We start from the raw sequence: 12,998 nt of genomic DNA, 5'->3' as shown, positions 1-12,998 counted from the left end.
CTCGCTGTCAGCATAGGTTGAAGCGACGTAGGGTCTTGCATCTTGCAATTGGTTTTGCTGAGTTGACGGAGGATGGGCGGCCAAGGGCTGGGGATGGACGGACCACCGACTTGGAAAACGGGCGGATTGATCCGTCGCGGCATTGCCTTCCTGATCGACCTGATCGTCGTGATGGTTGTGACCCAGCTCCTGGCGAGCGTCTTGTTCCCATTGTCCAACGGCATGCTGGTCGACAGCACTGCCGTGATCATTTCGTGCGAGCCGGCCAAGGAACGTCCGCAAGAGGTCGAGGTTCGGCCCGGCTTTGACCCGACTGTGGAGAAGGTCTGCACCAGGAGCTTATTCGGGCAGCCCGTCGCTCGCTTCTACACCATGTCCCGGCAGGAGGCCGGCTCGAGCGTCACGACATCGATCAGCTATTCGCTCGACAGCCAGAACCAGGTGGCGCTCACATTCGACCTGTCGCTGCTACAATGGCCGCTGGTCGCCTTGATGCGCTGGTTGCTGGAGGCGAGGGGATGGCAAAGCCCCGGGCGCCAGGCGACTCTCCTTTACGTTCTGCCGCGCCTTGGCGTCGACGCGCGTCCAGCACTTCGCCGCCGCTACGTCTTGTTCGCGCTGCCCAGTACCGTCTTGCTGGCGATCAGTATCGGGATTTCCGCGGCCCTGTGGGCTGGGTTGACGCTGCCGAGCGATCTGCCGCCTACCTTGCTGCTTGTCTCCAGATTGCCCGAACTCACGGCGGTGCTCGTCGCCGCGACGGCAATCGCTCGTGGCCGGGAAGCCTTCTACGACGAGGCGGCGGGAACGAGCGTCGTCTATATCCGCGAAGAGATCGAAACGGCTGCGCAGTTCCCGCAGTTGCCCGCGCCGGAGCCAAAGCAAGCAAGCACGATCAGCGGCCTGCTTTCTCCCGTGCCGTGGGCGACCTTGGCGCTGGCCGCGATCCTCGTCCTCGTCTTCCTGGGCGAACTTGCCATGTCGGTCGAGGGCGCGCGGATCATGGCCGTGACCGCGCCGACTCTGGTGCTGTTCGGCGCGATGTCGAGTGAGTTGGTCTTTCAAGCGGGGCAGTGGTACCGGCTGGTCTGTTCCATATTCTTGCATGGCAGCACAGCCCACCTGCTTGCCAATGTCATATTGCTCGTGATCGTCGGCTGGTTCCTTGAGGCCAGGCTCGGCATTGGCTGGCTGCTCGCGATCTTCCTGCTGGGAGGATTGGCCGGCTCCCTCGCTTCGGTCAGCTTCAATCCGCCCGCTCTTTTGGGCATTGGCGCGTCCGGAGCCGTGCTGGCTCTCGTCGCTGCGGGGCTGGTGCTCAGCTTCAGGAGGCCGGACACCACCCGAAGCAGATGGCTGAGGGGGTTTTGCCTCGCAGCCCTTTTCGGCGCCGTTTTTTCGAGTACCGGGTTCGGCCCGATCCGCGTCGATCATGCCACGCATATCGCCGGAGCGCTGAGCGGTGCCGCGCTCGGTTTGCTCGTCTGGTGGAGCTGGGACCGCGAAACGGAGCGTCCCCGCTGGCGTCGGACCGCTCTGGCCAGTGCATTCCTTCTGCCCGCGCTGACGTTCCTGTCGATTCCCCGGGCGGGCTTTGGCGACGTGTCCCTGGCGAGATTTCTGATCCCGGAAGAACGCTTGCCCAAGACGGATGCTGATTGGGTCGCGCAGTCCACCGAACTGGTACGGCGTTATCCTCGCGATCCTCGCAGCCATGTCGCCCGGGCACTGGCGCTCCATGACGACAAGGCGGAACGCGAGAAGTCATTGGCGCTGGTCAAGAGGACGCAGACGGATTTGGTGTCTACCGAAGGCCCCGAAGGTCGAGCAGAATGCCCTGTTCCTGATCGGTCAGGCTCGATTCAAGGTTCGGGATTGGGACGCTGCGAATGATCTCTTCACTCGCGCCATCGCAATCAATGCGCCGACTCGATCCGAAATCTTCGGTGCGCGTGCCGCGACAGCGCGCATGCTCGGCCGTCCGGAAGCTGCGTTGGATGACCTGCAAGCCCAATTGCGATCGCAGCTGGTCAATGCGGAGATACTTCAAAGCATGGCGGGCGCGCTATCCGACATGGGGCGCCACCCAGAGGCGCTGCAAAAGCTTGACGAAGCTCTGCTGCTCAATCCCAAGAACTTCGGCGCTACGCGCAGCCGCGGTTGGTACGCATTTCTCGATGGCCGCTCAGACGAAGCCGTTCGAGGCCTCGAACGTGCCGTGGAACTGAATCCGAACGATGCCTATGCCGCGCTCTTCCTGCACATCGCGTCGATGCGGGCAGGCCAGGGCGAGCGCATCACAGCATCTGGTGCAAAGGTCGATATGCAGGAATGGCCTGCGCCGATCATTCGATATTACCGTGGTGAGATCGACGCCGAGCAACTCCGCGAAGCTGCCAAGAACCAGGATCCGGTCAAATACAATGAGCAGGATTGCGAGGCGAGCTTCTATATTGCCGAGGCGCGCCTCATGCAGGGGGCGACGAAGGACGCTGAACCGCTCCTGAGCCACGCATGGCAAATCTGCCCGAAGACGTTCTATGAATGGGGGGCTGCCCGGGCCGAGCTACGCCGCATCGGTCAATAGTCGGCTGCGGGAGGCTGTGCTCCCGCCATTCAGACCGCCGTCAGGCTCTTCATGAAGCCGGCGAAGCGCAGCAGCCCATCCGGCCAGGGGCCGTGGCCGGATTCGGTATTGATATGGCCGCTGTCGCCGGCATCGACGAATTCGGAGCCCCAGGCTTCGGCCAAGGCCTTGGCCTCTTCCGGCGTGCAATAGGGATCGGTCGCGCTGGCGATCAGCACCGAGCGGAAAGGCAGGGGTTTCAGCGGGATCGCGGTGAAATCCTCTGCCATACCGGGAATGGCGCGTTTGGCCCGTTCGGCGGCGGGGGCGACCAGGAAGGCGCCGGTGACCTCATGCGGCTTCAGATGCTCGGCCGCATGCGCGACGGCGCTGCAGCCGGCCGAATGGGCGACGATGACGACCGGCTTCGTTGCGGCGCGCACGGCGGCGACGATGCGGTCCGCCCAGCCGTCGCGGGTCGGCTTGTACCAGTCTTCCTGCTCGACGCGGCGGGCGGTGGGCAGCTTGGCTTCCCAGCGGCTCTGCCAATGGTCGGGCCCGGAGCCCGACCAGCCGGGGACGATGAGGATGTCGGTGTCGGAGGTTTTCATAGCCGCTAGATAGCGTCCGGTTTCGTGGAATCCAGCCGGTGCCTCAGGCCTCCCCGAACACCCGGCGGAAGATCGTGTCGACATGCTTGAAGTGGTAGCCCTCGTCGAACATCGCCTCGAGCTCGGCCACCGAGAGCTTCGCCGTGACGTCCTTGTCGGCCTTGAGGTTGGTGAGGAAGTCCTCGCCATGCTCCCAGGTGCGCATCGCATTGCGCTGGACCATCGAATAGCTGTCCTCGCGGCTGGCGCCGGCCTGGGTGAGCGCGAGCAGGACGCGCTGCGAATTGTGCAGGCCGCCGAGCTTGTCGAGGTTCCTGCGCATGTTCTGCGGATAGATCAGCAGCTTGTCGACGACGCCGGTGAGGCGGGCGAGGGCAAAATCGAGCGTCACCGTCGCATCCGGGCCGATCATGCGCTCGACCGAGGAATGCGAGATGTCGCGCTCATGCCAGAGGGCGACGTTCTCCAAAGCCGGCGTGACCATGCCGCGCACCAGCCGCGCGAGACCGGTCAGGTTCTCGGTCAGGACGGGATTGCGCTTGTGCGGCATCGCCGAGGAGCCCTTCTGGCCCGGCGAGAAATACTCCTCCGCCTCATAGACCTCGGTGCGCTGGAGATGGCGGATCTCGGTGGCGAGGCGCTCGACACTGGAGGCGACGACGCCAAGCGTGGCGAAGAACATGGCGTGGCGGTCGCGCGGGATGACCTGGGTCGAGACCGGCTCCGGGGTCAGGCCCATCTTCTCCGCGACATATTCCTCCACCTGCGGGTCGATATTGGCGAAGGTGCCGACGGCGCCGGAAATCGCGCAGGTCGCGATCTCGGCGCGCGCCGCGACGAGCCGGGCGCGGCAGCGGTCGAACTCGGCATAGGCCTGGGCGAGCTTGAGGCCGAAGGTCACCGGCTCGGCATGGATGCCATGCGAGCGGCCGATGGTCGGGGTCAGCTTGTGCTCGAAGGCGCGGCGCCTGATGGCGGCGAGCAGGGCATCGACATCGGCGATCAGGATGTCGGCTGCGCGGGCGAGCTGCACGGCGAGCGTGGTGTCGAGCACGTCCGAGGAGGTCATGCCCTGGTGGACGAAGCGCGCCTCGGGGCCGACGATCTCGGCGAGATGGGTCAGGAAGGCGATGACGTCATGCTTGGTGACGCGCTCTATCTCGTCGATGCGGGCGACGTCGAAGGTGGCGTCCTTGGCCTTGGCCCAGATCGTCGCGGCCGCTTCCTTCGGCACGACGCCGAGCTCGGCGAGCTTGTCGGTGGCGTGCGCCTCGATCTCGAACCAGATGCGGAAGCGCGTCTGCGGCTCCCAGATCGCGACCATCTCGGGGCGGGAATAACGGGGGATCATAGCGGGCTCGCGACGTGACGATGAAAGGCTCGCCGGCTCGCTAGCACGGACGGGCCGCTGACGGAATGCCGGAGGGCTGATGCTGACAGCTTCGGACCTCTATCATGCCTAGCGTCCGCGCCGGCTGGGCAGGCGCTCCTGGCTTGTGGAGCGCCGACAGACCCAAGGAGGAGAAGACCGATGTCCTATGTCGATGGTTTCGTTGCGGCCGTGCCTGCTGCCAATCGCGAGGCTTATATCGAGCACGCCCGCAAGATGGCGCCGCTCTTCAAGGAATTCGGCGCGACGCGGATCGCCGAGAACTGGGGTGACGACGTCCCGCACGGCAAGCAGACCGATTTCTACCGGGCCGTCGCGGCGAAGGACGACGAGGTCGTCGTCTTCTCCTGGGTGGAGTGGCCGAGCAAGGAGGCGCGCGATGCCGGCTGGCAGAAGATCATGCAGGACCCGCGCATGGCGCCGGACGCCAACCCAATGCCGTTCGACGGCGCCCGCATGATTTATGGCGGCTTCGCCGGGATCGAGCTGTAAAAGGCTATCAGACCCAGTCGCCGCGCGCCGCCTCCGCTGCCTTGCGGATGGCGGCGATGTTGCCGGCATAGGCCGAGGGCCCGCCCTTGAATACGGCGGAGCCGGCGACGAGCGTATCGGCGCCGGCCTTGATGCAGAGCGGCGCGGTCTCCGGCGTGACGCCGCCGTCGATCTCGAGCGCGATCGGGCGCTCGCCGATCAAGGCGCGGATCTGCGCGATCTTGTCGACCACCGAATGGATGAAGCTCTGGCCGCCGAAGCCGGGGTTGACCGTCATCAAGAGGATCAGGTCGACATCGCCGATCAGCGGCTCGGCAGCGCTCGCCGGCGTCCCGGGGTTGAGCACGATGCCGGCCTGCTTGCCCTGCGCCTTGATCGCCTGCAGCGTCCGGTGCGGATGCGCCCCGGCCTCGACATGGAAGGAGATCAGGTCGGCGCCGGCCTTGGCGAAGGCCTCGATGTAAGGATCGACCGGCGCGATCATCAGGTGGACGTCGAAGAACTTCTTGGTGTGCGGCCGGATCGCCTTCAGCACATCGGGGCCGAAGGTGATGTTGGGCACGAAATGCCCGTCCATCACGTCGCAATGGATCCAGTCGGCGCCAGCTTCGTCAACGGCGCGGACCTCCTCGCCGAGCTTGGCGAAATCGGCGGAGAGGATGGAGGGGGCGATGCGGATCGTGCTCATGCGGCGTGGTCTAGCGCCGCGCCGCGCCCCTCGCAATCGCGAAAGGCCGTTCTCAGGCGCGTTTCAACGGGAAGGAGAGGCGCCGGTCGGCCTCGGCGATCTCGATGGCGGCCTGGGTGAAGGCGGGGCGCAGCTTCAGTCGCTCGAACCAGCGCGACAAGCCGTCGAAAGGGGCGAGCGAGGGGCCGCCGAGGCGAAGCGAGAACAGCACGCTCATGAACAGGGCGATGTCGGCAACCGAGACGGCGTCGCCGAAGAATTCGCGGCCGGCAAGCCGGTCCTCCAGCACGCCATAGTGCTTCTCCAGCGCGTTCTCGGCGATCAGCGCATCGGTTTCCTGGGCGAAGCGCCTGGTCTGGTCGGTCGAGGGCGGGCTGGTGCGATGCATCAGCGGCTTCAGAGCCTGCAGCATGATCTCGTCGGCGTAGAGCTCGTCGAGCCGGCAGCGGGCGCGGGCGCCGGGGCAGAGCGGCAGGAGTGGCGGCTCCGGATAGGCGTCTTCGAGATATTCGAGGATCACGGTGGAATCGTAGAGCACGATCCCGTCATCGTTCAGCACTGGGACCTGCTGCTTGGGGTTGATGGCGACGACTTCGGGATGCTTGGGGTCGTAGCCGGTCGTCTGGTTGAACGGCACCATGATGCGCTCGAAGGCGAGATTTTTTTCGCGCAACGCGATCTCGACCTTGCGCGAGAACAGGCTGAGCGGCCCCGAATAGAGCGTGATCATAACAGGAACTCCGGCTTTTCTTGCCGGAACACTGACAAAGCTTACAGTCAGCTCGCGTCAGCAGGGATTTCTTCGAGGCGGCGACGCCCGCCCAGGCGCCTCGGCCATCGCCCCTCGGAGTCAGAGACGCTGGAGCGGCAGCGACAGCTTGCGATCCCAATCGGCGATCTCGGCCAGTTGTGCCGCAAAGACGGGACGCGCGGCGACCCGCTCGTACCAGGCCGCGAGCGCCGGCAGGGTTGTGAATGACGGCCCGTCCAGCCGGCGGACATAGTGCACCATCAGAAACGTCCCGATGTCGGCGGCGGAGAAGGCGCCGCAGAGATTGGCCGAACGCTGCTTCGATGTCGGAGAAGTAGCGCGCCAGCACGGCTTCAGCTGCCTTGGCCGCGGCCTCTGCTTGCTCCAGCTCTGTCTGCGGCAGGCGTTCGCCATTGCGGTGGAAGAGCTGGCGCAGCGCGCCGAACAGCACTTCGTCGGCGAAGAGCTCGTGCTGGCGGCAGCGTGCCCGCTCGATCGGCGTTGCGGGGTAGAGCGGCGGCTGCGGATAGGCCTCGTCGAGATATTCGAGGATCAGGGTGGAATCGTAGAGGGTCAGCTCGCCATCAATCAGAACGGGCACCTGCCCCTTGGGATTGGCGGCGAGCACGTCAGGATGCTTGGGATTATAGCCAACCATCTGGTTGAACCGTACGATGACGCGTTCGAAGGCCAGCCGCTTCTCGGCAAGGGCGATCTCGACCTTGCGGCCGAACAGGCTGAGTGGTCCGGAATAGAGCTTCATCGGCATTGCCTCCCCGCTCCGGGCCGTCAACGCGGCCGGTTGCGGGCAGCCTGGGAGCCGCTCTGGTCAGCGCGCGTCAGCAGAGGCTTCCTTGCGCCTGATCCGCGCCGCGACACCGCGCAGCAGCCAGGGCAGCAGGTAGATCGGGAACTGGGCCAGCGCGAAATAGAGGAAGGTGGTGGGCGGCACGCCGGCGCCAAGGGCTGCGACGAGCAGACCCATGTTCCGCTGGCCGGTGCCGTAGCCGATCATGAAGCGCTCGGAGGTCGGAAACCGGCGTAGGGCCAGCCAGGCGCTGGCGAGACCGACGGCCGAGACCAGGAAGGCGACCGCCAGGAACAGCGCGACCTGTGCCGGCCGCTCCATCGCCGCCTTGGTGACGCCGTCCATCGCCGCGATGGCGAAGATGAAATACATCAGCACGCCGAAGCCATCGAGATTGGGCTTGAGCTCCCGGATGCGCTCGGCCCCCAGCCAGCGCCGCATGGCGAAGGCGACGACCATGCCGCCGCCGATGAACATGACGAGCCGCAGGGTCAGCGCGAGCCGGTCGAGCGGAACGGCGGCGCCCGCCAACCCGTCGACCAGAAGCGGTGCGATCAGTGGGCTTATGATCGTGGTGACGATGACGCCGGCGATGATCAGCGAAGGCTCGAAGCCATAGAGGATCGCGACAGCCGGCGACGACATGATCGGCGGCGCTGCGCCCATGATCGCGATGCCGAGCAGGAGGCCGGGATCGAGCGCCTCGCGACCGAGCAGAGCGAGGGCCGCGGCGATCAGCAGCGCCGGGGTGAACAGCAGCCAGAGGCAGGTCAGTGCGAGCTTGCCCGGCCGGCGCACCAGCCCGGCGATGACGCCGAGGTCAGCACGCATGAACACGACGGTGGTGAAGCAGAAGATCGTGATCGGCAGGAGCGGGCGCGCCGCAGCCGAGAACTGCGGCAGAGCGAGGCCGAGGAAGATCGAGAGCGCGAAGCCCTGCGTGCCGTAGCGGCCGAGCAGAGCGAGGGCGGAGGCGAGGGCAGCGAACATCGAGACCGGAACAGCAAACGGAGCGCCACACTGGCCGATCCGGAGAGCCGCGTCATCTGGCCTTGGCGCAGAGCGCTCCGGCGTCATTGCGAGTGTCATAGGCTGAAGCAGCGCTGCCTGAACGAGTCCTTCCCGGAGTCCGCGCTGCTCGCAATTTGTGCTGCTGCTGGCCGCAGAAAATTGTGCACCAATGTCCGATCTGATCGGCATTCCTGCTGTATTGCAGCAAATGGTGCAGAAGCTACGAAACTTTGCCGGATATGCCGCAATATTCCACACAAGAGCTGACAGCGCCGCAGTCGGCGCTATTCTTGCCTCGGGGAAGGCTGGCGGAGTCAGGTCGAATGCGCACGGACGCGATCGTTGTTGGGGCAGGCATCGTCGGGATCTCGGTGGCGCTGCATCTGCAGAAGGCGGGCCGCTCGGTGCTGCTGGTCGATCGCGGCCAGCCCGGCGGCGAGACGAGCTACGGCAATGCCGGGTTGATTCAGCGCGAGGGCGTCTATCCCTATGGCTTCCCGCATGATTTCGGCGCGCTCATCCGCTATGCGATGAACAACACCATCGATGCGCACTATCATTGGAACGCGATCCCCAAGCTCGCGCCCTTCCTGTGGTCGTACTGGATGCATTCGCGCGCCTCGCAGCACGAGGCGATCGCGCACAAATATGCGACCCTGATCGAGCATTGCGTGACCGAGCACGACGCGCTGGCGCAGGAAGCGGGTGCGACTGATTTGCTGCGCCGCAAGGGCTGGATGAAGGTGTTCCGCACCGAAGGCGAGCGCGATACGCGTCTCGCCGAGGCAGAACGCTGGAAGCGCGATTTCGGCCTCAACCATCGTGCGCTCGACGCCGAGGCCCTGCGGGCCGAGGAGCCGCATCTCGACCAGAGCCTGATCGGCGGCCTGCACTGGACCGACCCGGTGACGGTGATCGACCCGCTCGGCCTGTCCAAGGCCTATCTGGCACTGTTCGAGAAGCTCGGCGGCCGCTTCGCCCAGGGCGACGCCGGCACGCTCACGCAGGACGGCGATCGCTGGAGCGTGACGCTGGCCGACGGCACCAAGGCGCTCGGCACGGATGCGATCGTCGCGCTCGGCCCCTGGGCCGACGTGCTGACGAACCGGCTCGGCTATCGCCTGCCGCTCGCGGTCAAGCGCGGCTACCACATGCACTACAAGCCGCTCGGCAACGCCGTGCTGAACCATCCGGTGCTCGACACCGAGCGTGGCTATTTCCTGGCGCCGATGCGTCAGGGCGTGCGCCTCACCACCGGCGCCGAATTCGCCAATCGCGGCGCGCCGAAGACGCCGGTGCAACTCGCCCGCGCCGAGCCGATCGCCAAGACCCTGTTCCCGCTGGGCGAGCGGCTCGACTCCGAGCCCTGGCTCGGCAACCGCCCGTGCACGCCCGACATGATGCCGATCATCGGCCCGGCACCGAAGCATCGGAACCTGTGGTTCTCCTTCGGTCATGCCCATCACGGGCTGACGCTGGCGGCAGTGACCGGGCGCATGGTCGCAGAGATGGTCAGCGGCCAGAAGGTCTTCGTCGACCCGACGCCGTTCGCGCCGGCGCGGTTCGGCTGAGGCTAGGCCGGGCGCAGCGTCGCGTTCCGCCGCACCAGCCAGACGGCGAAGGCCGAGGCCGTCACGTACATGACCAGGCTGTAGATGCCGGGCACCACGGCGGCGGCCGGATTGCGCAGCACGTTGAGCGCAATGAAGATCGCCAGCGCCGCATTGTGGATGCCGATCTCCATGGCGATCGCCACCGCCTGGCCTTTCGGCAGGCGAAGCGCCAGCGGGGCGAGATAGCCGGTGAGCATGCTGACGAGGTTGAAGGCGAGGCAGGCGCCGCCGACCGCGATCAGGCTCGGCAGCAGCGCCTTGCGCTCGATATAGATCGCGCCGGCGATCAGCACGGCGAGGACCAGGATCGAGAAGACTTTGATCGGCGTCTCGGCGCGGACGGCGAAGCGCTCGGCCTGCGCCCGGATCAGCATGCCGATCGTGACCGGGATCAGGATGATCGCGCCGACCTCGATGACCTTGCGATGCGGCGGCGGCACATAGTGCTCGGCGTCGAGGAAATGGGCGAGCGAGAGGTCGAGCACGATCGGCAAGGTGAACAGGCAGAGCAGGCTGTTGACCGCCGTCAGCGTGATGTTGAGCGCGACGTCGCCGCGGGCGAGATGGCTGTAGATGTTGGCCGTCGCTCCGCCGGGAGCCGCCGCCAGCAGCATCAGGCCGACGGCATGGTCGGCCGAGAGCTTCAGGCCGATCGCGATGGCGAAGGCGGCGAGGGGCAGCAGCAGGACCTGGAGGAAGAGGCCGAAGCCGACGGCGAGCGGATAGCGCGCGACACGGCGGAAATCCTCGATCGTCAGGCTCAGGCCCAGGCCGAGCATGACGATGCCGATGGCGAGCGGCAACAGCAGATCGGTCAGGATCGAAGCCTGCATTGCGCGTTTCCCCTTGTCGGCATTTTCTATGCCGCAGCGTCAGGCTAGTTGAGGAACCCTGGCTACGCCACTGATCGGGTAGACTCTTTTCGTGACAGGGTTTCCACTTTCCTCGCTTGGGCGATCTAACGTTAGAACGAGGCGCAGGCCGGCTTCAGGATCAGCCCGACCGATTGCTGGCTGAAGCGGCGTTTATAGGCCTCGGCGATGGCGGCGAGCTTGTCGCGGTTGCCGGCTTCGTCCGGCATGGCGATCAGCACGAGCTTGCTCGGCTCGCGGATCAGCCTGCTCCGCTCGTTGTCGCGGTATTGCCCTGTCGCATCGAGGACGGTCAGTCCATCGGGGAAGCGCGGCGTCACCTCCTGGTCGACGAACCAGCGGAAACCCGTCTCGCTGACGCCGACGCGGTCGCCGATCTTGCGGCCGAAGAGCAGTTCGGCTGATAGCATCGCCTGCTGGCCGGGCGCGCAGGCCTGCGGCGCGAGGCTGGCGCAGCCCGAGGTCATGCCGGCGAGGAGAAGGGCAAAGCCGAGTCGGATCATGACGTTGCCCTTGTTGGCAGAGGCTTTGATTCAGCTGCCTGAGCGGCCGATTCAAAGTCTAACGCCGGCGTGATCCCTTCAGAAGCGCTGCGGGCTGAAATGAGAGATGTCGATCGCGGGCTGGCGGCCGGCGATCAGCGCGGCGACGAGACCGGCCGTCGCGGTCGACTGGGTCATGCCGTAATGGCCGTGGCCGAAGGCGTAGACGACATTGGGATTGCGGCTCGCCTTGCCGATGACGGGCAGCGAATCCGGCAGCGAGGGGCGAAAGCCCATCCAGACCCTGCCGCTCTCGAAGGCCGGCAGCCCGTCCACCAGCTTCGCCGCCTTGTCGTAGAGCGCCTTGGTGCGGGCATGGTTGGGCGGCGCCTTGAGCCCGCCGAACTCGACCGCGCCGCCGATGCGCAGGCCGCTTTCGAGCGGGGTCATGACGAAGCCGTCATCCTTGAAGCCGATCGGACGGCTGGTCAGGCCGGTCACGCCGGGGAAGCTGACATTGTAGCCGCGCTCGGTGTCGAGCGGGATATTGTCGCCCATCGCCGCCGCCAAAGGCTTCGACCAGGCGCCGGCCGCGACGACGACGCGATCGACGACGCGCTGCCAGCCATCGGGGCCGATCAAGGCAGGGCGCTCGCCCAGCGAGATGTTGGTGACCTCGGCCTTCTCATAGGTGGCGCCGCGCGCCAGCGCCGTTTCGAACAGCGCCATGGTGAGGGCGAGCGGGTCGCTGATATGGGCGCAATCGGGATGGAAGGCAGCGCCGGCGAAGCGATCCTTCAGGGCCGGCTCGAGCTGGCGCAATTCCTGCGGCTGCAGCATGTCGACGGCGATGCCGGCGGCGCGCTGGCGTTTGGCAAGCGCTTCGAGCTCGGCGGTGTCGCGCGGATCGTTATAGGTGTAGAGCGCGCCGCGGCGATGGATATGGTTGCTGATCCCGGCCTTTTCGGCGCGCGCCAGCCAGGCCGGCAGCGCCAGCTGCTGGATGGCGATCATGCCGGCGATCGAGCGCTCATAGGCAGCAGGCCGCGCCGCGAGCAGGAAGCGCGCCAGCCAGGGCAGCAGGTGCGGGAGATAGCTAAGGCGGATCGCCAGCGGCCCGAGCGGATCGAGCAGGAAGCCCGGCACCTTGCGCAGCATGTTCGGGCTGGCGATCGGCAGCACGTCGGTGTGCGCGATGATGCCGGCATTGCCGCGCGAGGGACCGAAGGCCGGGCCCTCCTTGTCGAGGATCAGGACCTCATGGCCCTCGTCGAGCAGGGCATGGGCGGTGGCCGAGCCGACGATGCCGGCGCCGATGATCGCGATCTTCATGTAGTGGGCAGCAGCTTGAGCGCCGCCGGCTGCTTCACCTCGATCTCGACGAAGGCGATCGGGTGGGGCGAGCCGTTCATCACATCGTGCTGGATGCCGGCCTGGCGCATATAGGCCTGGCCCTGCGCCAGCGGCACGTCGGTTTCCTTGCTGCCGTCATGGATGCGCAGGGTGCCGGCGACCAGCATGATCACGAAATAGGGCCAACCGTGGCTGTGCCAGCCGGTGACCGCACCCGGTTCGAAGTCCCAGCGCGTGATCCGGACGGTGTCGTCGTCCTGCTGGAGCGTGGCCACGGCGGGGGTCGTGCAGATGAACGCCATGTCGCCTCCATGTGCGGAATATTAACCGCCGATCGGCCGGCTTGTCCGCCTTGCGGTCT

14 protein-coding genes and 1 pseudogene are annotated in these 12,998 nt (G+C 66.1%); 4 read left to right on the top strand and 11 right to left on the bottom strand.

Translation table 11 applies throughout. The features are described 5' to 3' along the window. Positions 1-93: 93 nt before the first annotated feature. On the top strand, positions 94-1,893 hold the full coding sequence (locus AC3WLC_RS28485) for a rhomboid family intramembrane serine protease (protein ID WP_493687262.1): 1,800 nt from the start codon (positions 94-96) through the stop codon (positions 1,891-1,893). 76 nt (positions 1,894-1,969) lie between these two features. Further along, positions 1,970-2,587, top strand: a complete 618-nt coding sequence (locus AC3WLC_RS28480; protein ID WP_493687261.1) for a tetratricopeptide repeat protein — start codon at positions 1,970-1,972, stop codon at positions 2,585-2,587. A gap of 29 nt (positions 2,588-2,616) precedes the next feature. Here the strand turns inward: AC3WLC_RS28480 and AC3WLC_RS28475 are convergent, their stop codons facing one another. Both AC3WLC_RS28475 and purB read right to left on the bottom strand, forming a co-directional pair. After that, positions 2,617-3,177, bottom strand: a complete 561-nt coding sequence (locus AC3WLC_RS28475; protein WP_493687260.1) for an RBBP9/YdeN family alpha/beta hydrolase — start codon at positions 3,175-3,177, stop codon at positions 2,617-2,619. 43 nt (positions 3,178-3,220) lie between these two features. Continuing rightward, positions 3,221-4,528, bottom strand: coding sequence for an adenylosuccinate lyase (gene purB / locus AC3WLC_RS28470; protein ID WP_493687259.1), 1,308 nt, complete (start codon positions 4,526-4,528; stop codon positions 3,221-3,223). A 180-nt stretch (positions 4,529-4,708) separates the two neighbouring features. Between purB and AC3WLC_RS28465 the strand changes: the two genes are divergently transcribed. Then, a complete protein-coding gene (locus tag AC3WLC_RS28465; RefSeq protein ID WP_493687258.1) occupies positions 4,709-5,059 on the top strand; it encodes a DUF1428 domain-containing protein in 351 nt (116 codons plus the stop codon). A 7-nt stretch (positions 5,060-5,066) separates the two neighbouring features. On the opposite strand, the gene rpe is transcribed toward AC3WLC_RS28465, so the two are convergent. From rpe to AC3WLC_RS28440, 5 genes and pseudogenes are all read right to left on the bottom strand, one after another. Continuing rightward, complete coding sequence (rpe, locus tag AC3WLC_RS28460) at positions 5,067-5,747, bottom strand: ribulose-phosphate 3-epimerase (RefSeq protein ID WP_493687257.1); 681 nt, start codon at positions 5,745-5,747, stop codon at positions 5,067-5,069. A gap of 52 nt (positions 5,748-5,799) precedes the next feature. Beyond that, positions 5,800-6,477, bottom strand: coding sequence for a glutathione S-transferase family protein (locus AC3WLC_RS28455; protein WP_493687256.1), 678 nt, complete (start codon positions 6,475-6,477; stop codon positions 5,800-5,802). A gap of 120 nt (positions 6,478-6,597) precedes the next feature. Continuing rightward, the gene (locus AC3WLC_RS28450) at positions 6,598-6,759 is read right to left on the bottom strand and encodes a hypothetical protein (protein WP_493687320.1); all 162 of its coding nucleotides are present in this window, start codon (positions 6,757-6,759) and stop codon (positions 6,598-6,600) included. A gap of 313 nt (positions 6,760-7,072) precedes the next feature. Next, positions 7,073-7,261: pseudogene (locus tag AC3WLC_RS28445) on the bottom strand (glutathione S-transferase family protein); the annotation flags it as partial. Positions 7,262-7,327: 66 nt separating this feature from the next. Then, complete coding sequence (locus AC3WLC_RS28440) at positions 7,328-8,296, bottom strand: hypothetical protein (RefSeq protein WP_493687255.1); 969 nt, start codon at positions 8,294-8,296, stop codon at positions 7,328-7,330. A gap of 344 nt (positions 8,297-8,640) precedes the next feature. On the opposite strand from AC3WLC_RS28440, the gene AC3WLC_RS28435 reads away from it, so the two are divergent. Then, positions 8,641-9,888 (top strand): NAD(P)/FAD-dependent oxidoreductase, encoded by a 1,248-nt coding sequence (locus AC3WLC_RS28435; RefSeq protein ID WP_493687254.1) that lies wholly within the window; start codon positions 8,641-8,643, stop codon positions 9,886-9,888. A 2-nt stretch (positions 9,889-9,890) separates the two neighbouring features. Here AC3WLC_RS28435 and AC3WLC_RS28430 read toward each other — a convergent pair whose 3' ends face one another. The 4 genes from AC3WLC_RS28430 to AC3WLC_RS28415 all read right to left on the bottom strand — a co-directional run bounded on the left by AC3WLC_RS28430 (position 9,891) and on the right by AC3WLC_RS28415 (position 12,939). Continuing rightward, positions 9,891-10,763, bottom strand: a complete 873-nt coding sequence (locus AC3WLC_RS28430) for a bile acid:sodium symporter family protein (RefSeq protein ID WP_493687253.1) — start codon at positions 10,761-10,763, stop codon at positions 9,891-9,893. Positions 10,764-10,894: 131 nt separating this feature from the next. Further along, positions 10,895-11,305, bottom strand: coding sequence for a DUF3574 domain-containing protein (locus AC3WLC_RS28425; RefSeq protein WP_493687252.1), 411 nt, complete (start codon positions 11,303-11,305; stop codon positions 10,895-10,897). Positions 11,306-11,383: 78 nt separating this feature from the next. After that, positions 11,384-12,616, bottom strand: coding sequence for an FAD-binding oxidoreductase (locus tag AC3WLC_RS28420; protein ID WP_493687251.1), 1,233 nt, complete (start codon positions 12,614-12,616; stop codon positions 11,384-11,386). Further along, positions 12,613-12,939, bottom strand: a complete 327-nt coding sequence (locus AC3WLC_RS28415) for a cupin domain-containing protein (protein ID WP_493687250.1) — start codon at positions 12,937-12,939, stop codon at positions 12,613-12,615. The genes AC3WLC_RS28420 and AC3WLC_RS28415 overlap by 4 nt, the downstream gene beginning before the upstream one ends. Positions 12,940-12,998: the final 59 nt, after the last annotated feature.

This window comes from Allobosea sp. GW821-FHT03A12 (assembly GCF_058986765.1).
Note: the sequence above shows the minus strand (reverse complement) of the source record. Positions and strands in the feature narration are given on the sequence as shown.

What these genes read in the sequence shown, in the direction of transcription:
- AC3WLC_RS28485 (WP_493687262.1), top strand. Translation starts at nt 94, where the DNA reads ATGGACGGACCACCGACTTGGAAAACGGGCGGATTGATCCGTCGCGGC.
- AC3WLC_RS28480 (WP_493687261.1), top strand. Translation starts at nt 1,970, where the DNA reads ATGCTCGGCCGTCCGGAAGCTGCGTTGGATGACCTGCAAGCCCAATTG.
- AC3WLC_RS28475 (WP_493687260.1), bottom strand. Translation starts at nt 3,177, where the DNA reads ATGAAAACCTCCGACACCGACATCCTCATCGTCCCCGGCTGGTCGGGC.
- purB (WP_493687259.1), bottom strand. Translation starts at nt 4,528, where the DNA reads ATGATCCCCCGTTATTCCCGCCCCGAGATGGTCGCGATCTGGGAGCCG.
- AC3WLC_RS28465 (WP_493687258.1), top strand. Translation starts at nt 4,709, where the DNA reads ATGTCCTATGTCGATGGTTTCGTTGCGGCCGTGCCTGCTGCCAATCGC.
- rpe (WP_493687257.1), bottom strand. Translation starts at nt 5,747, where the DNA reads ATGAGCACGATCCGCATCGCCCCCTCCATCCTCTCCGCCGATTTCGCC.
- AC3WLC_RS28455 (WP_493687256.1), bottom strand. Translation starts at nt 6,477, where the DNA reads ATGATCACGCTCTATTCGGGGCCGCTCAGCCTGTTCTCGCGCAAGGTC.
- AC3WLC_RS28450 (WP_493687320.1), bottom strand. Translation starts at nt 6,759, where the DNA reads ATGGTGCACTATGTCCGCCGGCTGGACGGGCCGTCATTCACAACCCTG.
- AC3WLC_RS28440 (WP_493687255.1), bottom strand. Translation starts at nt 8,296, where the DNA reads ATGTTCGCTGCCCTCGCCTCCGCCCTCGCTCTGCTCGGCCGCTACGGC.
- AC3WLC_RS28435 (WP_493687254.1), top strand. Translation starts at nt 8,641, where the DNA reads ATGCGCACGGACGCGATCGTTGTTGGGGCAGGCATCGTCGGGATCTCG.
- AC3WLC_RS28430 (WP_493687253.1), bottom strand. Translation starts at nt 10,763, where the DNA reads ATGCAGGCTTCGATCCTGACCGATCTGCTGTTGCCGCTCGCCATCGGC.
- AC3WLC_RS28425 (WP_493687252.1), bottom strand. Translation starts at nt 11,305, where the DNA reads ATGATCCGACTCGGCTTTGCCCTTCTCCTCGCCGGCATGACCTCGGGC.
- AC3WLC_RS28420 (WP_493687251.1), bottom strand. Translation starts at nt 12,616, where the DNA reads ATGAAGATCGCGATCATCGGCGCCGGCATCGTCGGCTCGGCCACCGCC.
- AC3WLC_RS28415 (WP_493687250.1), bottom strand. Translation starts at nt 12,939, where the DNA reads ATGGCGTTCATCTGCACGACCCCCGCCGTGGCCACGCTCCAGCAGGAC.